The organism is Paenibacillus sp. DMB5 (assembly GCF_001517085.1).
GTDB lineage: Bacteria > Bacillota > Bacilli > Paenibacillales > Paenibacillaceae > Paenibacillus_AQ.
Genome location: NZ_LRAC01000132.1, coordinates 29,512 through 55,159, shown reverse-complemented (window position 1 = coordinate 55,159; position 25,648 = coordinate 29,512). Strand labels below are relative to the sequence as shown.

General features: G+C 52.3%; 19 protein-coding genes and 4 pseudogenes. All 23 read left to right on the top strand.

Translation table 11 applies throughout. From position 1 onward, the window contains the following. The first annotated feature begins 91 nt into the window (after positions 1-91). The 23 genes and pseudogenes from mraZ to sepF all read left to right on the top strand — a co-directional run bounded on the left by mraZ (position 92) and on the right by sepF (position 25,642). Positions 92-529 carry a division/cell wall cluster transcriptional repressor MraZ gene (mraZ, locus tag AWJ19_RS19890; RefSeq protein WP_068726372.1) on the top strand — a complete coding sequence of 146 codons (438 nt, stop codon included), beginning with the start codon at positions 92-94 and terminating at the stop codon, positions 527-529. 41 nt (positions 530-570) lie between these two features. Continuing rightward, entirely contained in the window at positions 571-1,524 is a 954-nt protein-coding gene (rsmH, locus tag AWJ19_RS19885; RefSeq protein WP_068726370.1) for a 16S rRNA (cytosine(1402)-N(4))-methyltransferase RsmH, read from the top strand. A gap of 123 nt (positions 1,525-1,647) precedes the next feature. Beyond that, complete coding sequence (locus AWJ19_RS19880; RefSeq protein WP_082708008.1) at positions 1,648-1,947, top strand: hypothetical protein; 300 nt, start codon at positions 1,648-1,650, stop codon at positions 1,945-1,947. Between the two features lie 43 nt (positions 1,948-1,990). Next, positions 1,991-4,228, top strand: a complete 2,238-nt coding sequence (locus AWJ19_RS19875; RefSeq protein WP_068726368.1) for a penicillin-binding transpeptidase domain-containing protein — start codon at positions 1,991-1,993, stop codon at positions 4,226-4,228. 132 nt (positions 4,229-4,360) lie between these two features. Next, a pseudogene (locus AWJ19_RS19870) lies at positions 4,361-6,285 on the top strand (stage V sporulation protein D). Between the two features lie 51 nt (positions 6,286-6,336). Then, a complete protein-coding gene (locus AWJ19_RS19865) occupies positions 6,337-7,824 on the top strand; it encodes a UDP-N-acetylmuramoyl-L-alanyl-D-glutamate--2,6-diaminopimelate ligase (RefSeq protein WP_068726366.1) in 1,488 nt (495 codons plus the stop codon). Further along, positions 7,821-9,226 (top strand): annotated as a pseudogene (murF, locus tag AWJ19_RS19860) (UDP-N-acetylmuramoyl-tripeptide--D-alanyl-D-alanine ligase). Before AWJ19_RS19865 ends, murF begins: the two are co-directional and overlap by 4 nt. 20 nt (positions 9,227-9,246) lie before the next feature. Continuing rightward, a pseudogene (gene mraY / locus AWJ19_RS19855) lies at positions 9,247-10,211 on the top strand (phospho-N-acetylmuramoyl-pentapeptide-transferase). 3 nt (positions 10,212-10,214) lie between these two features. Beyond that, on the top strand, positions 10,215-11,633 hold the full coding sequence (gene murD, locus AWJ19_RS19850) for a UDP-N-acetylmuramoyl-L-alanine--D-glutamate ligase (RefSeq protein WP_068726365.1): 1,419 nt from the start codon (positions 10,215-10,217) through the stop codon (positions 11,631-11,633). A 49-nt stretch (positions 11,634-11,682) separates the two neighbouring features. Beyond that, positions 11,683-12,780 carry a stage V sporulation protein E gene (gene spoVE, locus AWJ19_RS19845; RefSeq protein ID WP_068726363.1) on the top strand — a complete coding sequence of 366 codons (1,098 nt, stop codon included), beginning with the start codon at positions 11,683-11,685 and terminating at the stop codon, positions 12,778-12,780. A gap of 5 nt (positions 12,781-12,785) precedes the next feature. Continuing rightward, complete coding sequence (murG, locus tag AWJ19_RS19840) at positions 12,786-13,901, top strand: undecaprenyldiphospho-muramoylpentapeptide beta-N-acetylglucosaminyltransferase (protein ID WP_068726361.1); 1,116 nt, start codon at positions 12,786-12,788, stop codon at positions 13,899-13,901. Between the two features lie 221 nt (positions 13,902-14,122). Then, positions 14,123-15,406: a UDP-N-acetylglucosamine 1-carboxyvinyltransferase gene (gene murA, locus AWJ19_RS19835; protein WP_068726360.1), complete on the top strand. Its 1,284-nt coding sequence runs from the start codon at positions 14,123-14,125 to the stop codon at positions 15,404-15,406. Positions 15,407-15,470: 64 nt separating this feature from the next. Further along, positions 15,471-16,226 carry an FtsQ-type POTRA domain-containing protein gene (locus AWJ19_RS19830; protein ID WP_068726358.1) on the top strand — a complete coding sequence of 252 codons (756 nt, stop codon included), beginning with the start codon at positions 15,471-15,473 and terminating at the stop codon, positions 16,224-16,226. Positions 16,227-16,574: 348 nt separating this feature from the next. Further along, positions 16,575-17,840: a cell division protein FtsA gene (gene ftsA / locus AWJ19_RS19825; RefSeq protein WP_068726356.1), complete on the top strand. Its 1,266-nt coding sequence runs from the start codon at positions 16,575-16,577 to the stop codon at positions 17,838-17,840. A gap of 64 nt (positions 17,841-17,904) precedes the next feature. Further along, positions 17,905-19,026, top strand: coding sequence for a cell division protein FtsZ (gene ftsZ, locus AWJ19_RS19820; protein ID WP_068726354.1), 1,122 nt, complete (start codon positions 17,905-17,907; stop codon positions 19,024-19,026). A 118-nt stretch (positions 19,027-19,144) separates the two neighbouring features. Further along, positions 19,145-20,001: pseudogene (locus AWJ19_RS19815) on the top strand (Rpn family recombination-promoting nuclease/putative transposase). Between the two features lie 215 nt (positions 20,002-20,216). Further along, a complete protein-coding gene (gene spoIIGA, locus AWJ19_RS19810) occupies positions 20,217-21,170 on the top strand; it encodes a sigma-E processing peptidase SpoIIGA (protein ID WP_241781816.1) in 954 nt (317 codons plus the stop codon). A 265-nt stretch (positions 21,171-21,435) separates the two neighbouring features. Further along, complete coding sequence (gene sigE, locus AWJ19_RS19805) at positions 21,436-22,158, top strand: RNA polymerase sporulation sigma factor SigE (RefSeq protein WP_068726422.1); 723 nt, start codon at positions 21,436-21,438, stop codon at positions 22,156-22,158. Between the two features lie 76 nt (positions 22,159-22,234). Further along, positions 22,235-23,017, top strand: coding sequence for an RNA polymerase sporulation sigma factor SigG (gene sigG / locus AWJ19_RS19800; RefSeq protein WP_039875939.1), 783 nt, complete (start codon positions 22,235-22,237; stop codon positions 23,015-23,017). A 156-nt stretch (positions 23,018-23,173) separates the two neighbouring features. Further along, on the top strand, positions 23,174-23,518 hold the full coding sequence (locus AWJ19_RS19795; RefSeq protein ID WP_068726352.1) for a YlmC/YmxH family sporulation protein: 345 nt from the start codon (positions 23,174-23,176) through the stop codon (positions 23,516-23,518). Positions 23,519-23,643: 125 nt separating this feature from the next. After that, positions 23,644-24,498 carry a peptidoglycan editing factor PgeF gene (gene pgeF, locus AWJ19_RS19790; RefSeq protein WP_068726350.1) on the top strand — a complete coding sequence of 285 codons (855 nt, stop codon included), beginning with the start codon at positions 23,644-23,646 and terminating at the stop codon, positions 24,496-24,498. Positions 24,499-24,506: 8 nt separating this feature from the next. Next, a complete protein-coding gene (locus AWJ19_RS19785; RefSeq protein ID WP_068726420.1) occupies positions 24,507-25,199 on the top strand; it encodes a YggS family pyridoxal phosphate-dependent enzyme in 693 nt (230 codons plus the stop codon). Continuing rightward, on the top strand, positions 25,199-25,642 hold the full coding sequence (gene sepF, locus AWJ19_RS19780) for a cell division protein SepF (protein ID WP_068726348.1): 444 nt from the start codon (positions 25,199-25,201) through the stop codon (positions 25,640-25,642). Before AWJ19_RS19785 ends, sepF begins: the two co-directional genes overlap by 1 nt. Positions 25,643-25,648 lie beyond the last annotated feature (6 nt).

Sequence of the window (25,648 nt, the reverse complement as noted above, 5' to 3'; positions counted from 1 at the left end):
AGGTTTTTGATTTTTAATGGCGAATCTATTATGCTTAGGTGGTGTAAAGTGGGGCAAAGTGGGGAATCGGTAACAAGGAGTGGGTAAACCGATGTTTATGGGGGAGTTCCAGCATAGCATTGACGACAAAGGCCGGATCATTATCCCGGCTAAATTCCGTGAATTGCTCGGAGCCTCATTCGTTGCGACCCGCGGCCTCGATTCCTGCATATTTGTTTATCCCATGGAAGAATGGGGAATCATGGAGCAAAAGCTCAAAAGCCTTTCACTGATGAAATCGGATGCCCGTGCCTTCAGCCGCTTCTTTTTCTCGGGAGCGACGGAATGTGTATGGGACAAGCAAGGCAGGGTTAATCTGCCGGGGAATTTGCGGCAATATGCCAAGCTGGAAAAGGACTGTGTTATTCTGGGCGTTTCGAACCGGGTGGAAATCTGGAACAAAGAGCTATGGGAACAGTACTTCGAACAATCAGAGGAATCGTTCAACGAAATTGCCGAGAAATTGGTTGATTTCAATTTTGACTTATAACACACATACACAATTCGAATACTGCCCTGGAGGGATGCAGCTTGTTTCACCACATCACGGTGCTTAAGGAAGAAGCGACAGAGGGGCTGCACATCAAAGAGGATGGCATATATGTCGACTGCACACTTGGAGGAGCCGGACACAGTTCTTTGATCGCGTCCAAGCTTAGCGGCAACGGCCGGCTGATCTGTCTGGATCAGGACGACTGGGCTCTGGAGAATGCAAAAGAACGGCTGGCAGCATACGGGGAGAAAGTGGTGCTTGTTAAGACCAACTTCCGTGACCTTGAACAGGTCCTGAAGAGTCTCCCTTTTGTTCCGCAAAAGGACGGCGTTCCGCAGGTAGACGGCATACTGTATGATCTAGGCGTATCTTCGCCCCAGTTTGACGAAGGGGAGCGGGGATTCAGCTATAATCATGATGCACCGCTTGATATGCGGATGGACCAGTCCGCAGAGCTGACCGCAGCCGAAATTATCAACACATGGCCTGAGCAGGAAATTGCCCGGGTGCTTTTCCAGTATGGGGAAGAGAAATTCTCACGGCGGATTGCCCGCAAGATCGTGGAAAGACGCGAGGAACACCCGGTTACGAACACCGGCGAGCTGGCGGAACTGATCAAGGAAGGTATTCCGGCAGCGGCACGCAGAACAGGCGGACATCCGGCAAAACGCAGCTTTCAGGCCCTTAGAATTGCCGTCAATGACGAGCTGGGCGCTTTTGAAGAAGGGCTGCATGCAGCAGTACGCTGTCTGGCGCCTGAAGGAAGAGTCTCTGTTATTACGTTCCATTCGCTGGAGGACAGGATCTGCAAGCAGATTTTCAGCAGCTATTTAAGCAGATGCACTTGCCCGCCTGACTTTCCGTTTTGCGTATGCGGCGCTGAAGGCACATTAAAGCTGGTTAACCGTAAGCCGCTGGTGCCTTCCGAGGAAGAGCTTGAGCATAACCCGCGTGCCCGTTCAGCAAAGCTGCGCGTTGCAGAGAAGTTATAAAAAACGACGATAAAGGAGAGTCAGAGAGATGGCCTATACCCGCGGCAATTTAGCAGTTCAACCTAAGAGAAAACAAGAGGTAAACCCGCTTTACCGCGAGAAGACGAAGTCGTCACCAGACGGATGGTGCTGCCGACGCAGGAAAAGCTGATTTATATGCTGACGCTGGCAGCTTTTGTACTGGTGGCTGTCGCCCTGATTTGGCGTTACGTCCATATTTATGATTTGAATTTGCAGGCTCAGAAGCTGGACAGCACCATTGCCGAGACACAGAAGCAAATTGCCACCTATCAGATGGAAAAACAGACGCTGGAACAGCTGGTTGCTGAGAAAGCCAAGAAGCTGGGCTATATCCAGCCTCCGGAAGACTCTGCAATCTATGTGTCTGCAAACGGTAAGGCAGCTGACGAAAACGACAATTAGCGGCCTGCTGAGGCTGCAATAATAGAGTTTGTGAGGTTACCTTATGGTCAAGAGAATAAAACTTCGCACGCTGTTTATAGGAGGGTGTATTACCCTCTTTTTTCTTGTTTTAGTCGTCCGCGTATTCTGGATTCAGGTCATGCAGAATGATTTCTGGCATGAGAAGGCCGTTAACCAGTGGGCTCATACCTCGGTTATCAAAGCGAAGCGGGGAAACATCGAAGACCGCAACGGAAGTGTGCTGGCCAGTGATGTGCCGGCGTACACAGTGGTTGTGAATCCGCAGGTCATCGCTGAAAAGGGAATCGGGGAAGAGGTCATTAAGGGACTTCATGACCTGCTGGGCAAGCCGGAGGCCGAACTGAAAAAATTGGTGGAGGCCAAGGATGACAGCGGCAATTACCTGAAGAACCGCGAAATCCGCAATGAGGGCTGGAAAATTGATAAAGAGCTCGCGGATAAAGTGAAAGAGTTCAACAAAGAGCTGGAGGAAAAATATAGTACGCTCGAAACCGGAATCGGTCTGATCACGGAGCAGAAGCGTTATTATCCAAAAGGTACTCTTGCTGCGCATATTTTGGGCTACACGAACCGTGACGGCGAAGCCATTATGGGGCTGGAAAGTTATTTTAACAAGCAGCTTCAGGGGACGAATGGCAAGCTCTATTATCAGAGTGACGGAAAAGGGATCAAGCTGCCGGACTCCCAGGATACTTATCAGCCCGCAGTTAACGGCACCAATATAAAACTGACCATTGACAGCACGATTCAGCGTTATATTGAAGAAGCCATGCAAAAGGCTTACGAGCAGTACAAGCCGAAGAGCATAACGGTTATTGCCGCTGATCCAAATACGATGGAAATTCTCGGTCTGGCCAATATGCCGACCTTTAATCCTAATGAATTCTGGAAGTATGCCTCTGATCCCGGGGTATTCTTTAACCATGCCATCAAAACAAGATTTGAGCCTGGCTCCACCTTCAAAATTGTAACGCTTGCAGGAGCGGTGGAGGAGAATTTGTTCAATCCGGATGCAACCTTTAAGTCCGGTTCTATCCGCATTAAGGGGTACGGTAAGCCGCTGTACGACCAAAATAGAAGCGGTTATGGGGAAATCTCCTTTTTAGAAGGCGTTAAGCGTTCAAGTAACGTGGCCTTCGTCAAGCTCGGCTATGAAATGCTCGGTCCGGATAGACTGCTGCAATACGTTGATGATTTCGGATTCAACAGTCCTACTGGTATTGACTTGCCAGGTGAAATTAGTGGGCTTGTTAATCCGACACCGAACAATGCTTCGGAAAACGCGACGATCTCATACGGGCACGGCAAGGTACAGGTGACTCCGATTCAGCAGCTTACTGCTATGTCGGCCATCGCCAACGGCGGTAAACTGATGGTGCCTCATGTGATTAAGGAGACTACCGATCCCAATACCGGCAAGACTACAGTAACCCAGCCGCAGGTGGTACGTCAGGTTATTTCCGAGGAAAGCGCAAGGGAAACCGGTAGCTATCTAGAGCAGGTGGTTGCAGATCTGGACCATGGAACCGGACGCCATGCCTACATTGAGGGCTACCGGGTGGCGGGCAAGACTGGTACGGCAATTAAGCCTGACGGCGAGGGTGGGTATGACCGCGACAAGGTACGCTCTTCCTTCCTCGGGTACGCACCGGCTAACAACCCGAAGATTGCGGTCTATGTTGTCATTGATGAGCCCGCTGATGCTGTCGGCGGCGGTGCTGCTGCAGGTCCGGTGTTCAAAGAGATCGTATCCGAAGCATTGCCTTATATGGGAGTTCCTAAAGTTACAACGGCCGATGGAAGCAGTGCTTCTGGAACCGGCAAAACTACATCTTCCGCGCAGCGCTCCGCGCCTGATATGACAGGTAAAACGATGCAGGAAGCCAGAAAGTTTCTTATTGATCAGGGCTTTGATTTCGAAACGGTGGGCAGCGGAAGTAGCGTGGTCAGCCAGTACCCGGAGGCGGATACGCTGCTCGCTGCAGGGCAGAGAATCTATCTGTTAAGCCAGCAGAGCGATCAGGCATCCATTCCTGACCTCAAGGGACAGTCGCTGCGCGATGCGCTGGAGGTGCTCAATCTGTTAAAGGTGGGTATTTCCGTAGAGGGTGAAGGATATGTTACCGAACAGACGGAATCCACTTCAAACGGCAAAAAGCTGGTACAGCTGAAGCTGAGTCCAATCAATGTGTACGGCGAGGATATTCCGGTATCTGCGGCTGAGGAAGAAATAGCGGATCCCGGAGATACAGGCGGCTAAGTCTATCCGCAAATTCAGCCTATTGTTATCTCTCTTTGCCCTTACAAGGGCTTGTTCTAACCCCTGTTTGTCCCGAATAGTCATGAAGATAAGAGATCATGTCTATTACGAGGGAAAGCGGGGGAACGCGGTATGAAGGTTTCAAAGGTTGTAACCCGGCGGAGAATGCTGTGGACACTGCTGGGACTGGCTGTGTTATTCGGTTCACTGGCTGTACGTCTTGCCTATGTCCAGCTCTATCAGGGCGAGAAGCTGAGCGCCAAGGCGGAGGAGTCGTGGCGCCGCAATATTCCTTATACCGCCAAGCGCGGAGAGATACTGGACCGTGAAGGTGTTGCACTGGCTTATAATGTCAGCTCGCCTACGGTTTATGCCGTTCCCGTGCAGGTTAAGGATAAGCAAAAGACGGCACAGCAGCTGGCTCCGCTCCTTGGCATGACTGAGGAGAAGCTGGTCACTCTGATGTCCAAACGTGAGTCATCGGTTAAGCTACAGCCCGGCGGCCGCAAAATTACGATGGAGCTTGCCGCGAGCATCCGTGATTTGCAGCTGCCGGGCATCGTTGTGGCTGAGGACAACAAACGGTACTATCCTTATGGTGATCTGGCAGCACATATTCTCGGGTTTACCGGAATCGATAACCAGGGGATTACGGGCATAGAGAGCATTTATGATAAGCTGCTCAAAGGAATTGCAGGCAATGTCTCCTATCTGTCCGATGCGGGAGGAAGGCTGATGCCGGGCTCCTCCGAGAAATATCACGAACCCCAGGAGGGGCTCAGCCTGCAGCTGACCATTGATAAGCAGATCCAGTCAATTATGGAGCGTGAGCTGGATCAGGCGATGGTGAAGTATCAGGCACAGGGTGCATGGTCGATTGCAATGAACCCCAAAAACGGCGAGATACTGGCAATGGCCAGCCGGCCGGGCTATGAGCCGGGCTCTTACAAGGAATACGATGCTGAGGTTTATAACCGCAATCTGCCTATCTGGATGACCTACGAACCGGGTTCCACCTTCAAGATCATTACACTTGCAGCGGCGCTGGAGGAGAATAAGGTAGATTTGCAGAATGAGCGGTTTTTTGATCCGGGCTATGCCGAGGTCGGAGGCGCCAGGCTCCGCTGCTGGAAAAAGGGCGGGCACGGCAGCCAGACCTTCCTTGAAGTAGTCGAGAATTCCTGCAACCCCGGGTTTGTCGCCCTGGGCCAAAGGCTCGGCAAGGAGACCTTGTTCAAATATATCCGTGATTTCGGGTTCGGGACGAAAACAGGTATAGATTTGAACGGAGAGGCCAGCGGTATTTTGTTCAAGCTGTCTCAGGTTGGACCTGTGGAGCTTGCCACAACCGCTTTCGGCCAAGGCGTCTCGGTAACGCCGATTCAGCAGATTGCTGCAGTATCAGCAGCCATTAACGGCGGCAAGCTGTATACCCCGCACGTGGCCAAGGCCTGGATCAATCCGGAGACGGGCGAGACCGTATCCGAGGTTCAGCCCAAGGAAGTCCGGCAGGTCATTTCGGAGGAAACTTCGAAGAAGGTGCGGGCTGCCCTTGAGAGCGTGGTTGCCAAAGGCACGGCCGGCCGGCTTTTATTGACGGCTACCGGGTGGGAGGCAAAACAGGGACGGCACAAAAGGTAGTTAACGGCCGCTATTCTCCGACCGAGCACATTGTTTCATTCATCGGCTTTGCTCCTGCGGATGATCCGCAGATTGTAGTTTACACTGCGGTTGATAATCCTAAGGGAATACAGTTCGGGGGGGTTGTAGCTGCTCCGATCGTACAGAACATTCTGGAGGATTCCCTGCATTATCTGAAAGTACCTGAACGAACAGACCAGCTTCCCAAAACCTATAAATTAGGTGAAACTCCGATTGTTACGGTTCCCGATCTAACAGGAGCTACAGTCCAGGACATTTACGAGGACCTGAACATGAATTTTACATTAGTTCGTTCAGGCACCGGCAACACTGTCATTAATCAGGCTCCGAAAGCTGGAGCAAGGGTTGAACAAGGCTCAACCATCAGGATTTATATGGGGAATTCCAGTCAATGATAGAGGTAGGGCCAGTCTTCTTATCCGAAATTGCAGAGTGAGGGATTAGTTATGAAATTAAAAGAATTATCTTCTTGTCTTGCGGCTTCGCGCCTGTATGGAGACGGGGAAACCGAGATTGTAAATCTACAGACAGATTCCCGGAAGGTTAAGCCCGGCGATTTGTTTATCTGTCTGCCTGGTTTTACGGTGGACGGCCACGATTATGCACCCCAGGCGGCAGCCGGAGGCGCTGCAGCGCTGGTAGTTGAACGGAAGCTGGATCTGGATCTGCCGCAGCTGATCGTCGATGACTGCCGGTTTGCCATGTCCGTACTCGGAAATGCCTTCTTCGGTTCACCGAGCAGCCGTATGAAAATGATCGGCGTGACCGGAACGAACGGCAAAACAACGACCACCTATCTCATTGAGCGGATTATGTCCGATCACGGGCTGAAAACCGGACTTATCGGCACGATCCAGCTCCAATATGACGGCCAGACCTATCCGGCTTCCGGCACGACGCAGGAGTCTCTTGAGCTGCAGCGTACACTGAACGACATGGCGCTGAAAGGTGTGGAATGCTGTGTCATGGAAGTATCCTCCCATGCGCTTGAGCAGGGGCGGGTAAAAGGCACGGACTACCGCACAGCGATTTTTACAAACCTGACCCAGGATCATCTGGATTACCATCATACGATGGAGGAGTACCGTGCGGCCAAAGGGCTGTTCTTCTCCCGTCTGGGCAACGTCATTTCACCCTGGAAAGAAGAGCGTAAGTACGCAGTGCTGAATGCCGATGATGAAGCGAGCGCTTATTTTGCCGCCCAGACTGCAGCGGAAGTGATTACATACGGCATTGATAATAACGCCAACGTCAGGGCATCGCAAATATCGATTACAGCAAAAGGAACATTTTTCCATGTGGATACGTTTAAGGGAGAGGCTGATATTTCGCTGCGCATGGTCGGCAAATTCAATGTATATAACGCCCTGGCTGCGATAACCGCCGCACTGCTCGAAGATATCCCGCTGGAAGAGATTAAAGCAAGTCTGGAGTCGGTGGCAGGGGTGGCCGGTCGTGTGGAATCAGTTGATGCAGGGCAGGATTTTGCTGTTATTGTTGACTATGCGCATACACCGGATGGACTGGAGAATGTGCTGAAGGCCGTTTGCGAGTTCGCCGGCGGCAGGGTGCTGACCGTGTTCGGATGCGGCGGGGACCGGGATAAGACAAAACGCCCGCTTATGGGCAAAATTGCCGCGAAATACAGCGACCATGTATTCGTGACATCGGATAACCCGCGGACAGAGGAACCCCTGCTGATTCTGCAGGATATTGAAGCCGGCCTCAAGGAAGACGGGGTTCCGCAGGAGCGTTATGAGATGATTCCGGACCGCCGGGAGGCGATCAGAAATGCTATTGAAATGGCAAGCCCCGGCGATGTAGTATTGATTGCGGGGAAAGGTCATGAGACCTACCAGCTGATCGGCGGAGTGGTTCATGATTTCGATGACCGCCTTGTCGCCAAAGAAGTTATAAGGGGCCGAAGCTATTGATTACAAGAACGCTGCAAAAAATCGCTGACATGTGCGGAGGAACATTAGGTTCTGCTGCAGATCCGGAATTGGAGATAGCGGGAGTCATTACCGACTCCCGCAAAATCACATCAGGCTGCCTGTTTGTCCCGCTTACTGGAGACAATTTTGACGGGCATGATTACAGTGCGGCGGCACTCACTGCCGGGGCTGGCGCCACACTCTGGCAGCGGGATAAGGATGCTGCACCGGAAGGCGCGGTCATTCTGGTTGAGGATACACTGGCTGCCTTGCAGAGACTGGCTGCCGCTTATTTAAGCGAAACAGGCGCGCAGGTTGTGGGTATAACGGGCAGTAACGGCAAAACGACAACCAAGGATATCGTTACCTCCCTGCTGGAGGGACAATACAAGGTTCATAAAACTCAGGGAAACTTCAACAACCATATCGGGCTGCCGCTTACAGTGCTTTCCATGAGCGAGGATACCGAGATAGCCGTACTCGAGATGGGCATGAGCTCGCGGGGAGAAATTGCTCTGCTGGCTTCGCTTGCCGCTCCCGACGTTGCGGTTATTACAAATATAGGGGAATCGCATCTGCTGCAGCTGGGCTCCCGCAAAGAAATTGCCCGGGCCAAGCTGGAAATTGCTGAAGGATTAAAGCCTGGCGGACTGCTTATCTATAACGGCGATGAACCGCTGCTCGCCGAAGTTATGGCAGAAACTGCTTTCCAAGCGCAAGAAGGTATGAAATCTGTGCGTTTCGGTTTTGCTGCCGATAACGATGTTTATCCGACAGGGATGATGACGCATATCGGGGGAATGACGTTTACAACCGTCTACCTTGCTGAGGAGCGTGCTTTTACACTGCCGCTTCCGGGCCGCCACAATGTCAGTAATGCACTGGCTGCATTTGCGGTTGCCCGGCATTACGGGGTTAGCGAGGCGAATATTGAAGAAGGGCTGAAACGGCTCAAGCTGACCGGCATGCGGATCGAAGTGATCGTAACGGCCTCCGGACTGACGCTGCTGAACGACGCCTATAATGCCAGTCCTACCTCCATGAAGGCTGCTATTGATGTGCTCCAGTCTATGAAAACAGACGGCAAACGGGTTGCTGTGCTGGGGGACATGCTGGAACTTGGGCCTAATGAAGCGATTTCCACCGGGAAATCGGCGAATATCTGGATCCGGCGTTGACGGATCTGGTCTTTACTTATGGACCGCTATCAGCCTTTTTGGCTGAAGCCGCAGTCAAAAGCTTCGGGCCTGAGCGGGTATCGGCCTTTACTGATAAGGCAGAGCTGTCTGCTGCCCTGAACAGCAAATGCAGCTCCAAGGACATCGTGCTGTTCAAAGCGTCAAGAGGCATGCGCCTGGAAGAGGCGCTGAACAGCCTTAACGAACATTTTAAACAGACATAAATACTGGAGGGGGTGTACCCATGGATTATCAACTTCTGCTGCTGACTATTGCTGTATCCTTTATCCTTGCGGTCATTGCCGCTCCGCTATTCATTCCGCTGCTGCGCAGAATGAAATTCGGACAGCAGGTACGGGACGACGGACCGCAATCCCATTTGAAAAAAGCGGGAACACCGACTATGGGCGGTATTATCATTATGGTGGCGTTCACGCTATCCTTCTTAAAGTTTTCTGTAGTGAATTCGGATTTTTATGTTCTTTTGGTGGCTACGCTTGGCTACGGGCTGATCGGGTTCCTCGATGACTACATCAAAATTGCCTTTAAACGCTCCCTGGGGCTTACGGCACGCCAAAAGCTGGCGGGCCAGCTTCTGGTAGGCATAGTGCTGAGCATCCTGCTGTTCAATGCCGGCCACAATACCGGAATCAGCATACCGGGCACGGACATCAGCTTTGACTGGGGCGCCTGGTTCTATTATCCGTTTATCGTCATCATGATGATGGCGGTCACCAATGCCGTAAACTTCACGGATGGAGTTGACGGACTTTTGTCCGGAGTCAGTGCAATTGCCCTTGCCGCCTTTGCAGTTGTCGCCATGCAGGCAACCTCAATTGCCGCTGGGGTATGTGCGGCTGCAATGATCGGCGCAGTGCTCGGGTTTCTGGTGTTTAATGCCCATCCGGCCAAAGTATTTATGGGGGATTTCGGTTCCTTCGGGATTGGCGGCGCCATCGGGGCTATTGCCATTGTGACTAAAAGCGAGCTGCTCTTTGTGGTGATCGGCGGTGTATTCGTAATTGAAATGCTGTCCGTCGTGCTGCAGGTGGCATCTTTCAAAACACGCGCAAGCGCATCTTCCGCATGAGCCCGATCCATCATCATTTTGAGCTTGGAGGCTGGTCGGAGTGGCGTGTTGTTACGACTTTCTGGGCGGTAAGCCTGCTGCTTGCGGCTGTAGGACTAATCTTGAGCAAGGGGTTGTAAGGAATGAAGCATCCAGATGAATACAAAGGCAGGGAGGTGGTCGTCCTGGGGCTCGCAAAAAGCGGAGTCCAGGTGGCCAAAGTACTGCATGAACGTGGAGCGGTTGTCACGGTCAACGATAAAAAGGAAAGAGAGCAAAGTCCCGAAGCTTCCGAACTGGAATCTTTGGGAATTTCTGTTATATGCGGAGGGCATCCGGACGGCCTGATTCACGAAGGCGTAAGCCTTGTGGTGAAGAATCCGGGAATCCCGTATTCCGTGCCCCCGGTACAAAAGGCACTGGAGCTCGGTATCGAAATTGTAACCGAGGTGGAGGTGGCTTACCGTATCTGTGCGGCGCCGATGATCGGCATTACTGGCTCCAACGGCAAGACGACAACAACAACCTGGGTAGGCAAAATGCTGGACGCTGCCGGTATGAACCCGATTGTCGCCGGAAATATCGGCACACCGCTATCTCAGGCTGCGCAAGAGGCGCGCGACGATAACTGGATGGTAGTAGAGCTGAGCAGCTTCCAGCTTAAAGGGACGGAGACATTCCGCCCGAAGGTGGGCGCGCTGCTGAACGTGGCGGAGACCCATCTCGACTATCACGGCGGCATGGAGGACTATGTGGCCTCCAAAGCGAAGCTCTTTGCCAACCAGAAGCCCGAAGACACTGCGGTGCTGAACTGGGATGATCCGGTCTGCCGTGAGCTTGTTCCTTATATCAAGGCAGGCATTCTGCCCTTCTCGATGACCGAGGAGCTGGTCCAGGGAATATTCGTCCGGCCTTCTTATGTGCCGGATACAGAGGATGATCTGGAACGGGTGATCGTTTACCGCGATTACAGTGAGAGTGAAACCGAGATAGCCAAGGTCAGCTCAATCGGCCTGCCCGGCCGCTTCAATGTAGAGAACGCGCTGGCAGCCTGCGGCATTGCCATTTCCGCAGGGGCAGATCCTGCTGTGCTTGGCGGCGTGCTGGCATCGTTCCGCGGTGTTGAGCACCGGCTGGAGTATGTGGCAGAGAAGGCGGGTACTGCCTACTATAACAATTCCAAAGCTACCAATTCCAAAGCGACAACCATGGCGCTGGGCTCCTTCAAGCAGCCGCTGGTGCTGATTGCCGGAGGTCTTGACCGCGGCTCCGATTATATGGAGCTGCTGCCTGTCCTAGGCGGCCTGAAAGGTATCGTGGTCCTGGGTGAGACCCGGGACAAGCTGGCGAAGGTTGCCGCAATGGCAGGAGTAAAGCATATCATCTCCGTCGATAATGGGGAGAGTGCCGCCGCCGTGCTGCAGCAGGCTGTGCGGGAGGCTTCCGCTCTTGCAGAACCGGGAGAGGTCGTTCTCTTATCTCCTGCATGCGCCAGCTGGGATATGTTTACATCCTATGAGGAGCGCGGGCGTATTTTTAAAGAGGCGGTGCATAACCTTTAAGTAGGGGGGTGGATAAGCCCCTACTACGGATGCAAGAGGTGTGCTCCTGATGAACAAATCGCGTCATGCGCCTGACATCTGGCTGCTGATCCCCATACTTGCCCTGCTGGTCATCGGCATGGTGATGGTTTACAGCGCCGGATCTGTCCTGGGCTTCCGCAATTATGGCGATTCGTTTTATTTTGTCAAAAGACAGCTGCTGTTCGCCGGACTTGGCCTTGGTGCAATGTTCGTAACCGCCAACACGGATTATCTGATTCTGAAGAAGTTTGCACGGCCTGCACTGATCCTCTGCTTCATCCTGCTTGTCCTGGTTCTAATTCCGGGCATCGGGGTAGTCCGCGGCGGTGCTCGGAGCTGGCTGGGGATCAGCAGCTTCGGCATTCAGCCCTCCGAGTTTATGAAGATGGGGATGATTCTGTTCCTGGCCAACTGGCTGGGCAAGGATGATTATGACATCTCCTCCTTCACGCGCGGGCTGCTGCCGCCGCTCGCCCTGATCGGCTCGGCGTTCGCGCTGATTATGCTCCAGCCGGACCTCGGCACAGGCACCGTAATGTTCGGTGCGGCGCTTATGATGGTCTTCACGGCAGGCGCCCGGATGAAGCACCTGCTCTCGCTCGGGGGGCTGGGGGTGCTCGGCTTTGCCGGGCTGATTGCCGCTGCACCTTACCGGCTGAAGCGGATTACAGCCTTTCTTGATCCCTGGTCCGATCCGCTTGGCGCCGGATATCAGATTATCCAGTCCCTTTATGCGATTGGCCCCGGAGGGCTGGGCGGTCTCGGGCTGGGGATGAGCCGGCAGAAATACAGCTATGTGCCGGAGCCGCAGACTGATTTTATTTTTTCCATACTTACTGAGGAGCTGGGTTTCATCGGGGGAATCGCGGTGCTGATCCTCTTCCTGATTCTGATCTGGCGGGGAATGAAGGTGGCGATGAGCCTGCCTGACCGGTTCGGCAGCTATCTGGCGGTAGGAATTGTCAGTATGGTCGCTGTCCAGGTCATCATTAACATTGGTGTGGTTATCGGAATGATGCCGGTAACCGGTATTACCCTTCCGCTGATCAGTTACGGGGGATCTTCACTGACCCTGATGCTCACGGCACTCGGCATTTTACTGAATCTATCCCGTTATGCGAGGTGAAAGAGATGCGTATCGTATTAAGCGGCGGTGGCACGGGGGGGCATATTTATCCCGCCGTTGCTGTCGCCAGACAGCTTGAAGCGGAAGAGGGAGGAGCGGCATTTCTCTATATCGGCGGCAAACGCGGTCTGGAGAGCAGGCTCGTTCCCCAGGAGAATCTTCCCTTTAAAGCTATTGATATTACCGGCTTCCGCCGGAAGATTTCCATGGACAATGTAAAGACGATTATGCGTTTTCTGAAGGGGGTTAAGGCCTCCAAGGAAATGCTGCGCGAGTTCAAGCCTGATGTCGTTATCGGCACAGGAGGGTATGTATGCGGCCCTGTAGTATACGCGGCCTCCCGTCTCGGGATTCCGACGCTTATCCATGAACAGAATGCGATTCCCGGACTGACTAATAAATTTCTGAGCCGTTATGCCGATACGGTAGCCGTAAGCTTTGAAGGCACAGAATCCGCTTTTCCGGGCGGCAAAAACGTCATCTATACCGGTAATCCAAGAGCTACAACGGTCACAGCTGCAAGCCCGCAGCGCGGTTATGCGTCCCTTGGCATACCTGAAGGAAGTACGGTTGTGCTTGTGGTCGGCGGCAGCGGCGGAGCCAAGGCGATTAACCGGGCAATGATTGAGATGGTACCGTTTGTGGGTAAGGGTAATGGAGTTCATTATGTTTATGTTACAGGCGAGTCTTACTTTGAAGAAACCCGCAAGGCCCTGCGTCAAAAGCTCGGGGGAGAGCCAAGCTGGCTGCATGTGCTCCCTTATGTCCACAATATGCCCGAGGTGCTGGCCTGTACCTCGCTGATTGTGAACCGGGCGGGCGCCTCCTTTTTGGCCGAGATTACGGCTTTGGGTATTCCCTCCGTCCTCATTCCGTCCCCTAATGTGACGAACAATCACCAGGAAGCGAATGCAAGGCAGCTGGAACGTGAAGGAGCGGCAGTTGTACTGCTGGAGAAGGATTTGACCGGCAAGGCGCTGCATGAAGCCGTTCAGCGGATCATCGGGGCAGAGTCACTGCGGAGCAGCATGGCGGAATCGTCCAGACGTCTGGGCAAACGGGATTCCGCTGCGCTGGTCGTCAGCGAACTGCGGCGGCTTGCCGCCAAACGGAAGAAATAGGTTAGGCTGCCGGCAGGCCGCTGCTCTAGAGCCGCTCTTATTCTCCTGCTGTCACACACCCGGGGTTACGAACATAGGATAATCCTATAATCGTGACAATCACCCATGGTTCTTCCCGCAGGGTGAGATGCCTACGCGTATACTCTTGTACCAGGGGCGTTTCACAGGTTTTGGTCGGGAGAAGCCGGTTGTGGGTGAGCGGTAATCTCGGAGGTGATACATTGGACAAATTGGTGATTGAGGGTGGAAGTCCCCTGTCAGGCACCATACGTATCCATGGAGCAAAAAATGCGGCTCTGCCAATCCTGGCGGCAAGCCTGCTGGCCGAAGGAGTTCACTCACTGCATAATGTGCCGAAGCTGCTGGACATCGAGACTATGCTGAACATTTTGGGACGGCTGGGCTGCAGGGCTGTGCATGAGGAAGAAACGGTAACAATGGATACGTCAACCTTAAGCACTTCCCATGTTCCGGAGGATTTAATGCGGCAGATGCGGTCTTCCATTTTTTTAATGGGACCCTTATTGGCCAGATTTGGTGAGGTGACGATCTATCAGCCGGGCGGCTGTGCGATCGGGGAGCGCAAGATTGACCTTCACCTGCAGGGCCTCAAGCTGCTGGGGGCTGAGATTGAGGAGACTAGCGGGAGGATTTCCTGCCGGGCCGGCAGGCTGACAGGGAGCGACATTCATCTTGATTATCCCAGTGTCGGTGCCACAGAGAATATTATGATGGCGGCGGCAATGGCTGAGGGCACGACTACGATATCAGGTGCGGCCAGAGAGCCGGAAATCCAGGATTTGCAGAATTTCCTGAATGCGATGGGCGCCCAGATAATCGGCGCTGGCACCGATACCATCACTATCCGGGGTGTCGAGAAGCTCTATCCCTGTACGTATGAGGTCATCCCTGACCGGATCGTTGCCGGCACGGTCATGATTGCCGCTGCTGCAACACGCGGAAGTGTCACACTGACCCACACCAATGCAGGACATTTGACCTCGCTCATTCATGTGCTGAGGCGGGCAGGTGTTCAAATTACAGTCTGCAATGATATAATTAATGTCAGCTGTATGGGGCGTCCGCGTGCGGTAGAGCGGATTGTGACATCGCCGTATCCCTCCTTTCCGACGGATCTGCAGTCTCAGGTGATGGTACTGCTGTCGCTGGCCGACGGTTTCAGTGTCATTAAAGAGACGGTATTCGAGGGCCGCTTCAAGCATGTGGAGGAGATGGCCCGGATGGGTGCGGATATCTCCACAGACCTGAACCGCGCATTTATCCGCGGTGTCCAGAGATTATACGGGGCAACAGTGGAAGCAACGGACCTGCGGGCCGGAGCCGCCCTGGTGATCGCCGGTCTCGCAGCACAGGGAACTACTATTGTTGAGCAGGCGCACCACATCGACCGCGGGTATGACGGCATCGAGCTGCTGTTTCAGAAGCTGGGTGCACGCATCAGTCGCAAAGTACCTGTACCGGGTCCCCTTGATTTGGCCAATTAAAGCTCCCTGTCTCCTTCGGCTTCGGCCAGGGAAGGAGACAGGGCCTTATTACGGAGAAATGAGAATGCCTAAAACCCGACTGCCTCGTCTAAAAGAGGACAAGCCTGTAAAAAAAATGAGCCGCAAAATAACTGTCATTCTGCTGCTGCTTTTCATAGCGCTGCTGGCCGTAATCTTTTTCCGGTCCTCGGTCAGCCGCATCACGGAAATCAATTTTCAGGGTAATAAATACACTACCCGTGAGGAATTGCTGGAGAGAAGCGGCCTGGTAATCGGCGGACAGTTTTTCGCAGCCTCAGCTGATTCTGTGGAAGATTCGTTGAAGGGGCTTAAAACCATCAAGGAGGCCACCGTGGTTAAGAATTTCCCGGGGGTTGTCAACATTACCATTGAAGAGTTCCCGGCTGTAGCCTACGAGCTTGATCAGCAGGGGATTCTTGAAGCCATACTGTCCAGTGGAGCTGCCGTTAAGGTGAATGACACCGGGATAGCGGTAGAGAAGCCGATTCTGACCGGCTGGAAGGAAGAAGATCCCAATAAGTCCAAGCTCTCCCAGGCTTTAGCCGGTATTCCAAATGAATTGACCAGTGACATCTCCGAGATCGTCCCTTCACCGACTCTATCTTTTCCGGACCGCATCAAGCTGTACACCCGTTCGCATTTCGAGGTGATTACAGCAATCTCGCTGCTGAAGGATAAGGTGGAATACCTGAACCAGGTGATTGAGACCGAGGAGCCCGGACTGATCAAGATGCTGGAAGCTGATACGTATGTGCCTTTCGTGGCAGATACCCAGGACACAAGTGACATACAAGAGTAAATAGTCCCTACTAATGATACGGAAAAAATGCTACAATCGGAGTTACGGGCAATAAGGTGTATCCCTCTTTTTTCTGCGGATTTTTTGAGAATAAGGCCTGGAAATGGTTGCTTTTTTCTTTTTATCCTTATATTTCTTGCGGGAGGAAGAGCAGCGCCGGACTATTAAAAAGATACTCACTATAAAACCCGGCATTCCACCATATTATCCCATTCAAAAAAATTGTAGAAAAAAGAGGGAAAGGAATCGTGATGTTGAATATGTACAGAGAAGCTTCCCGGCTAGGGAAACCGTGTGTTTCTTCAGCATCAACTTTTATTATGATTATAACAGGAGGTGCCATAGGGCTTGAGCAACAATGACATCATTGTTAGTTTGGACATCGGTACATCCAAAGTGCGGGCAATAATCGGGGAAGTTACTAATGGAACCTTTAATATTATTGGCGTTGGATCTGCTGATTCGGAAGGGATACGCAAGGGTGCGATTGTAGATATCGATCAGACTGTGCAATCGATCAGAAGCGCCGTGGAGCACGCGGAGCAGATGGTCGGTATTCAAATATCCGAGGTCTATGTCGGGATTTCCGGCAACCATATCGGTCTGCAATCCAGCCACGGCGTCGTGGCCGTCCAGAATGAAGACCGGGAGATTGGCGAAGAGGACATCGATCGTGTGATCAAAGCGGCAGAGGTTATTGCAATGCCGCCTGAGCGTGAAGTGATCGATGTTGTCGCCAAGCAGTATATCGTTGACGGTCTGGAAGGAATCCAGGACCCCCGCGGCATGATCGGTGTGCGCCTGGAGGTTGAGGCGACGATTATAACCGGGGCGAAAACGCCGATACATAATCTGCTTCGTTGTGTAGAGAAATCAGGGCTGAAGGTGAAGGATCTTGTACTGATGTCTCTTGGAGCCGGCGGATTGGCGCTGTCCAAAGATGAGAAGTCGATGGGTTCGGTACTGGTCGATATCGGTGCAGGCTCCACGACGATAGCCGTATATGAAGAAGGTTCCCTTTGTGCCACTTCCACGATCCCCATCGGCGGAGAATTTGTAACGAATGATATTGCCTACGGACTCCGTACACTTACGGATCAGGCGGAGAAGGTTAAGCTGAAGTACGGCTGTGCCTGGATCGATGATGCCGCCTCAGATGTCGTGTTCAAAGTGCTCCGTATCGGCAGCAATGTGGAAAAGGAATTTAACCAGGAGGATCTGGCAGCGATTATCGAGCCGAGAGTCCAGGAAATATTTCAACTGATCCGCCAGGAAGTTAAGCGGCTGGGTTACAATGAGCTCCCCGGAGGTTATATACTTACGGGTGGTACTGTATCGATGCCGGGTGTCCTGAAGGCGGCCCAGTCTGAGTTAGCGGCTTCGGTACGTATTGCTGTTCCTGACTATATCGGAGTGCGCGACCCGGGCTTCACCGGGGGTGTAGGTATTCTGCATAATGTCGTCCGCCGTTTCCGCGTTCGCGGCAATACCGGCGGAAGCGCGAATAAGAAAACGGTCAACCGAAGCAAGCAAAGCGCTGCTCCAACCCAGGAGATCGACAAGAAGCCGGGGCTGATGGAGCGTATTAAGAACATGTTTAGCGAATTCATATAAGTGTAAGTCCAGATATACTTGGACCGGCCATCCAAGCACTATTCAAGGGGGAGATGGAATCAATATGTTGGAATTTGATTTTGAAATGGAGAGCTTGGCGCAAATTAAGGTCATCGGCGTAGGCGGCGGCGGAAGCAATGCTGTCAACCGGATGATTGAAAACGGCGTTCAGGGTGTTGAGTTCATCACAGTTAATACAGATGCCCAAGCGCTGCATATGGCCAAATCGGAGCATAAACTGCAAATCGGGGACAAGCTTACCCGGGGACTTGGCGCAGGCGCCAATCCTGAAGTAGGCAAGAAAGCGGCCGAGGAGTCCCGCGATCTGATTTCAAATACGCTTAAGGGTGCAGATATGGTCTTCGTTACCGCAGGAATGGGCGGCGGTACAGGTACCGGCGCAGCGCCTGTGATTGCCGAGATCGCCAGAGAATGCGGAGCATTGACCGTAGGCGTCGTGACCCGCCCGTTCACTTTTGAAGGCAGAAAACGTGCTAATCAGGCAGAACTTGGAATTGAAGCGCTCAAGGAAAAGGTCGATACACTGATTGTTATTCCGAATGACCGGCTCCTGGAAATTGTAGACAAGAAAACTCCGATGCTGGAGGCATTCCGTGAAGCGGATAATGTGCTCCGCCAGGCTGTACAGGGGATCTCTGACCTTATTCAGGTTCCCGGCCTGATTAACCTTGACTTTGCTGATGTGAAGACGATCATGACCGAACGTGGTTCTGCGCTTATGGGAATCGGTATTGCCACCGGCGAGAACCGTGCTTCTGAAGCAGCCCGCAAAGCCATTATGAGCCCGCTGCTTGAGACTTCAATCGAAGGTGCGCGCGGTGTAATTATGAATATTACAGGCGGCTCCAACCTCTCATTGTATGAGGTAAATGAAGCGGCTGAGATCGTTACCGCTGCTTCCGACCCTGAAGTTAATATGATTTTTGGTGCCATTATTGAGGAAAGCATGAAGGACGAAATCAAGGTAACGGTTATCGCTACCGGGTTCGAACACAAGCCTTCACCGGTTTCACAGACCCGCCGTCCGGCGGTCAGCAGTGAACCTGCTCCTGCTGCCGATAAGAACAACAGCAACAATCTGCGTCCGTTCGGTAATCAGACAGCCTCTGACCAGCTTGATATTCCGACCTTTCTGCGCAACCGCACACGCGGCAGTAACGATTAGACAACTGTAAATATTTCATACGGAAGCACCGTATCCCCCGGCTGGAAAGCCGGGAAGGATGCGGTGTTTTTTTGCTTTTTCAGCTGATATAATGCGGATAACGGGAGCGGATGAACCAATGGAGCTGCTTGATCCCCGGGTGGATTTTGTGTTCAAACGAATTTTTGCAAGTGAAGGCAACAAGGATGTTCTGCTGGCTTTTCTGAACCATGTACTGCAGGATGCTGGTGCACCGCCGCTTGAGGAAGTCGTGCTGCTGAACCCCTACACGGATAAGGATGATCCCGAGGATAAGCAGTCTATCTTTGATATCTGGGCGAGGACGGTCGATGGCAGGCTGATTAACATTGAAATGCAGCTGTTCAACCAGTATGACATGGAGAAGCGGACGCTGTACTACTGGAGTAAACGTTATTCAAGCCAGCTGCAAACCGGCGGCCGGTATATAGAGCTCAAGAAATGTATAACGATTAATATATTAAATTATAATGTGCTGCCGAATGCACACACTCATAGTGTATTTCATCTGCTGGAGGACAGCAGCGGTGCGCCGCTCATAGATGATATAGAAATTCATTTTCTTGAATTGCCGAAGCTGAAGAAGGCTGCTGTTCCCGGTGAAGAAGGACTGGTTAACTGGCTGCTGTTTTTAAAGGGAGATACTGATAACTGGGAGGTACTGAAGATGAATGAACCGGCACTGCAAAAAGCGATTGAAACGCTGGAATACCTGAGTCAGAATCCCGAAGCCCGGCGCAGATATGAAGACCGTCAGAAGTTCTGCATGATGAGGCCTCCCAAAGGGACGGCGCGCAAAGGGAAGGCTTTGCCAAAGGTAAGTCAGAAGGAAGGAAAGAAGGCATGGAGCAGGCCAAGCTGGAAATTGCCAATAATTTACTACGGATGGGAATGGATCAGCAGGCCGTCCAAGCCGCAACCGGACTTACGGAAGAGGAAATCAGGTCTTTGCATTGAATAATTGTGATAATGACCGTATTTTAGAGACCAGCCTATTCAGGCTGGTTTTTCTTTTTATATCTATGCATTGCCCCCGCACCTATAACTCGACAAAAAAACCTTTGGAGTGTCCCCCATGTTTAGACAGACTTTGAAAGCGGGAGTTTCTATACTAATCTTATCGTCAAAAAAGAGAGCCTGCTTCAGTCCGCAGGACAGCAGCTCTTAGGCAGGTGAAAGTACTGGTAGTTTATATTGATTTGATTTTCGCCGCCAATCTGCTGATCGACGGAGTGCTTATATGGCTGACCGCGTGGCAGATCAAAGTCAAGGTGTCCTGGTGGAGGCTGGCCCTCTCCGCTCTCGTCGGCGCGTTATATGTAGTGATGATGTTTGTGCCGGAGCTGTCTTTTCTTTACACCTTTATGATTAAGTTCGGATTGTCCGTGCTGATGCTGCTGATAGCCTTCGGGTATAACAGCCTGCAGCGCTTTCTGCGTGCACTCGGAGCGTTTTATGTCATCAATTTCGCGGCGGCCGGCGGGATACTGGGCATCCACTACCTGCTGCAGAGCTCGGGGGACATCTGGAACGGTATTCTGTTTACAAGTACAGGGGGCCAAGCCCACCGGCTCAAAATCGGCTTCTGGTTCGTGCTTGGAATGCTGCCGGTGGTGCTGCTGCTCTTTAAGCTAATCCATTCCTCACGGGTGCGCAGGGAGCAGTTGGACTCCTACATCGGTGAAGTCACTGTGGAAATTGAGGGTGTCAGCGTGAGCTGTCCGGGACTGCTTGATACAGGCAACCGGCTGAATGATCCTCTGACCCGGATTCCGGTCATGGTGATGGAGGCATCACTGTGGGAAGGACATCTGCCAGACTCCTGGAAAGGAAAGCTGACACAAATGGGCGCAGACCAGCTTCTGCTGGAAACGGACGGGCAGTCTTTTGCATGGCAGGACCGGATGAGGCTGGTGCCGTACCGGGGCATTAACCGCGGGGCGGCATTCATGCTCGCACTGAAGCCGGACCTGGTGAAGATAAAGCTTGGTGAGGAGATCTTCTGCAGTAAAAGAGTGCTCATCGGGCTGGATGGCGGGACACTGTCGGGAGACGGCGCATACCGGGCGGTCATACATCCTGACCTGGCCCAAAGAGAGCACACGGCTGAAGCTGCAGTGCTTTGATGAAAAGATAAGAACGTGTATGTTTGATGATACACTGATTCTTATCTTTCTCGCAGAACCGGATACCGTCCTGTTCAGGATGGCGAAGCCGTGTCTACTTGAAATATAAGAATTGATTTGTTTTACGCTATCAATCATCCTTATATTTCTCGCAGAAACGGTTACCGCCTTCTTTGAAGGACGGCATAGCCGTTTCTACTTGGATCACCCCAAGAGGATGGTTAAAGACATCCGGGGTAACCAAGCACTTCTTGGAGGAGGAACAATAATGGTCAAATGGAAGCTTGCACTGCAGCTGCAGTACTATCGGATGCTGTTTCTGCTGGGGCTGAAAAGCCAGGAAATTTATTATATCGGGGGAAGCGAAGCTCTGCCTCCGCCTTTGACAAGGGAAGAAGAGGAATACCTGCTGCAGAGGCTGTCGACAGGTGACGCCGCGGTGAGGGCTATGCTGATTGAACGCAACCTTCGGCTGGTTGTCTACATCGCCCGCAAATTTGAGAATACAGGCATCAACATTGAGGATCTGGTCTCCATTGGCGCCATTGGCCTGATCAAGGCCGTTAACACGTTCGATCCCGACAAGAAGATCAAGCTGGCCACTTATGCCTCTCGCTGCATCGAGAATGAGATTCTGATGTATCTGCGGCGTAACAGCAAGACACGCAGTGAGGTATCCTTTGATGAGCCGCTGAATATTGACTGGGACGGAAATGAGCTGCTTCTGTCAGATGTGCTGGGAACGGAAAATGACACCATTTACCGCAATATAGAGGAGCAGGTGGACCGCAAGCTGCTGCAGAAGGCGCTGGAAAAGCTGAGCGAGCGGGAGAGGCTGATAATGGAGCTGCGGTTCGGGCTGCGCGGCGGAGAGGAAAAAACACAGAAGGATGTTGCCGACCTGCTGGGAATCTCGCAATCTTATATCTCGCGGCTGGAAAAGAGAATCATTAAGCGGCTGCGCAAGGAATTCAACAAGATGGTGTGAGCAAAAAACCAAGGAATAAAATGCCGGACCGGGGAGATAATGTACAGTAATGTTTCTCCTTGGGAGGTAAATCATCATGACCCGAAACAAAGTCGAGATTTGCGGAGTGGACACTTCCAAGCTGCCCGTTCTGACGAACGTGGAAATGCGGGAGCTGTTCACTTCGCTGCAGCAGCAGGGCGAGCGATCCGCCAGAGAGAAATTGGTTAACGGTAACCTTAGACTCGTTCTTAGCGTTATTCAAAGGTTCAACAATCGGGGAGAGTTCGTAGACGATCTGTTCCAGGTAGGCTGCATCGGTCTGATGAAAGCCATCGATAATTTTGATTTATCGCAAAATGTGAAGTTCTCCACCTACGCGGTACCGATGATTATCGGAGAAATCCGCAGGTACCTCAGAGACAACAATCCGATCAGAGTCTCGCGTTCGCTGCGGGATATCGCCTACAAAGCCCTTCAGGTCCGTGACAGCCTGACCAACCAGAATTCGCGGGAGCCGACGATTTTTGAAATCTCCCAGGCGCTTGGCGTACCGAAAGAGGATGTTGTTTTCGCACTGGATGCCATCCAGGACCCTGTTTCTTTGTTTGAGCCAATCTACCATGACGGCGGAGATCCAATCTATGTGATGGACCAGATCAGCGACGACAAAAACAAGGATGTCTCGTGGATTGAGGAAATTGCCCTGCGTGAAGCGATGCGGAAGCTGGGCCAGCGCGAGAAGCGGATTCTGTCCATGCGTTTCTTCGAAGGGAAAACCCAGATGGAAGTGGCGGATGAAATCGGCATTTCACAGGCCCAGGTCTCTAGGCTTGAAAAGTCGGCCATCCAGCAGATGCAGAAGCATGTGAAGTCTTAAGCTGACGATAAAAAAGCAGGGGTATCCATAAGGCGTGTTCAAGCCGGCGGATACCCTTTTGTATGTTATGCAGCAGCTCCTGCAATTAATTCTGCATGTTGCCAAGCCTGAAGGACATATAATCAGCTATAGGTCTGATTGTACAGGAGTGGTGGGATGAACGAGGATTCCTTTAATTCAGGCAAAAAAATGAAAATTTCCGATTTTCAGACGAAGGATGTTATCAATATCGTGGATGGAAAACGGCTGGGGCAGATCAGCGATCTGGAGCTGGACCTGCGCCGGGGTGTGATCGATGCGGTAATTGTGCCGGGCTTCAGCCGCTTTATGGGGCTGTTTGGAGGCGGCAGTGATCTGATTATCCCCTGGCGGAATATCGTCAAGATCGGTGCGGACGTCGTGCTTGTCAAAATAGAAGAGGCCAGGCTGCCGCAGGGCCAGGAAGAGCGTGAAACGATGTATCTGGAGCGGGGTGACCGCAACGAACGGCGCACTTATTAATCGGGTGCGTCTTTTTTAACCGTTTGTGGGTAAGAGCTTTGGAAAGGATGCAACACGCGAGTGTTTGAGCAAGCCTCGTAGACCTGGCCTCACATTGTAGGGTACACTTAAGCAGAGGTGAGAGAATGGAGCCGTTTATTCAAATCAAAGGGCTGCCTGTGCGGCTTGAGCTGGAGCCATGGCAGGTGCATACAGAGATTACTGCCGGGTTCACAGGAAGAGCGGGCGGGGCCGGAAAGCCGCCGTATGACGGCTTTAACTGTGCTTTTCATGTTGGCGATGATCCGGAAGATGTGCTGAGTAACCGGAGAATGCTTGCGGAGAGTCTGGGATTTAGCCTGGCCGATTGGACCTGCGGAGAGCAGACCCACGGAAAACATATAGCTGCTGTGACTGCTGAAGACCGCGGACGCGGCAGCACGGACAGGGAGTCGGCATTTCCGTCTACGGACGGACTTATGACCAATGTGCCGGGTGTGCTGCTTACTTCTTTTTATGCCGATTGTGTGCCTTTGTACTTTTATGATCCTGTGCAGCGTGTGGTTGGACTGGCTCATGCCGGATGGAAGGGAACCGTAGCGGAAATTGCCGGGGCGATGGTTGCAGCAATGTCCGGGATGTACGGAAGCAGGCCTGAGGAGATAATAACGGCTATAGGCCCGTCAATCGGAGACTGCTGCTATGAGGTTGATGATTATGTCATGAATCATGTGCGCGCGCTTGAGCCGACATTGCCTGAGCCGGCTTCATTAGAGGCTGCACCGCCGCTGTACAGCGCTTCGCAGAGTGATAAGGACAAAAGTATGCTGAACTTGAAAGAAATGAACCGACGCATTATGATTAAAGCAGGAATTTTGCCGACTCATATCGAATGTACAACATGGTGTACAAGCTGTAATCCTGATGTATTCTTTTCATACCGTAAGGAACAGGGAGTAACAGGAAGAATGACGAGCTGGATCGGAATAAAGGAGAGTTGAAGTTGGCTTTGACACTGCAGGAAAGAATAGTTGCTGTCGAGGAACGTGTAGCACGGGCCTGTGCGGCAAGCGGCCGGGATGTACATGACGTCAAGGTTATCGCAGTGACGAAATATGTATCGCTGAAGACGGTGGCGGAGGTTTTGGAGGCAGGCCTTGAGGAAATTGCCGAGAGCCGCTGGCAGGATGCCGAGCATAAATGGAACCTGCTTGGAGACAAAGGGACCTGGCATTTTATCGGTCATCTCCAGACCAATAAGGTTAAGGACGTTATCGGCAAATTTGAATATATACATTCATTAGACCGGCTGTCGCTGGCACGGGAATTGCAGAAAAAAGCCGAAGCCGCCGGCATTGATGTGAAGGTATTTATCCAGGTGAATATCTCCGGAGAAGATACGAAGTTTGGACTGCCGCCGGAGGCTGTGCCGGATTTCCTCAGGGAAATCGCTCCGCTGCACCGGATTAAAGTAGTAGGACTGATGACGATGGCCCCACATGAAGAGGATCCGGAGCTTACCCGTCCGGTGTTCCGCGGACTGCGCGAGCTGCGTGATGAGCTGAATCTGCTGGCTTTGACACCTGAGCCTATACAAGAGCTGTCGATGGGAATGTCGAATGATTTTGAAGTGGCGATAGAGGAAGGAGCCACCCGGGTGCGCCTGGGTACGGTATTAGTAGGTCACGAGGAGGGAGCTTGATGGGCGTGATGAACCGGTTTATGAACTTTTTGGGCTTGCAGGAGGAAGAGGAAGTTGTTGAGCGGGAACAAATCACCCGTGATGAAGAGGAGTATGAGCCTGCCCCTGTAGAAACCCGCAAGAACCAGCGGGCTAACGTCGTCAGTATTCATTCGCAAAAAAATGTGAAGGTTGTACTGTATGAGCCTCGCTCTTATGAAGAGGCCCAGGAAATTGCCGATCACCTGCGTTCCCACCGTACTGTTGTCATTAATCTGCAGCGTGTGCGCAACGACCAGGCGATGCGGATCATTGATTTTCTCAGCGGAACCGTTTATGCCCTGGGTGGAGGAATATCCAAGATTGGGGGCAATATATTTATGTGCACACCGGACACCGTTGAGATTCAGGGGTCGATTACAGAAATCCTGGGAGACGAACAAGATTACAACAGAATGAGGTGAACAGGT

Bases quoted from the DNA above. Each gene is read 5' to 3' on its own strand.
- mraZ (WP_068726372.1), top strand. From the start codon at position 92: ATGTTTATGGGGGAGTTCCAGCATAGCATTGACGACAAAGGCCGGATC.
- AWJ19_RS19880 (WP_082708008.1), top strand. From the start codon at position 1,648: ATGGTGCTGCCGACGCAGGAAAAGCTGATTTATATGCTGACGCTGGCA.
- AWJ19_RS19875 (WP_068726368.1), top strand. From the start codon at position 1,991: ATGGTCAAGAGAATAAAACTTCGCACGCTGTTTATAGGAGGGTGTATT.
- AWJ19_RS19865 (WP_068726366.1), top strand. From the start codon at position 6,337: ATGAAATTAAAAGAATTATCTTCTTGTCTTGCGGCTTCGCGCCTGTAT.
- murD (WP_068726365.1), top strand. From the start codon at position 10,215: ATGAAGCATCCAGATGAATACAAAGGCAGGGAGGTGGTCGTCCTGGGG.
- spoVE (WP_068726363.1), top strand. From the start codon at position 11,683: ATGAACAAATCGCGTCATGCGCCTGACATCTGGCTGCTGATCCCCATA.
- murG (WP_068726361.1), top strand. From the start codon at position 12,786: ATGCGTATCGTATTAAGCGGCGGTGGCACGGGGGGGCATATTTATCCC.
- AWJ19_RS19830 (WP_068726358.1), top strand. From the start codon at position 15,471: ATGCCTAAAACCCGACTGCCTCGTCTAAAAGAGGACAAGCCTGTAAAA.
- ftsZ (WP_068726354.1), top strand. From the start codon at position 17,905: ATGTTGGAATTTGATTTTGAAATGGAGAGCTTGGCGCAAATTAAGGTC.
- sigG (WP_039875939.1), top strand. From the start codon at position 22,235: ATGACCCGAAACAAAGTCGAGATTTGCGGAGTGGACACTTCCAAGCTG.
- AWJ19_RS19795 (WP_068726352.1), top strand. From the start codon at position 23,174: ATGAACGAGGATTCCTTTAATTCAGGCAAAAAAATGAAAATTTCCGAT.
- pgeF (WP_068726350.1), top strand. From the start codon at position 23,644: ATGGAGCCGTTTATTCAAATCAAAGGGCTGCCTGTGCGGCTTGAGCTG.
- sepF (WP_068726348.1), top strand. From the start codon at position 25,199: ATGGGCGTGATGAACCGGTTTATGAACTTTTTGGGCTTGCAGGAGGAA.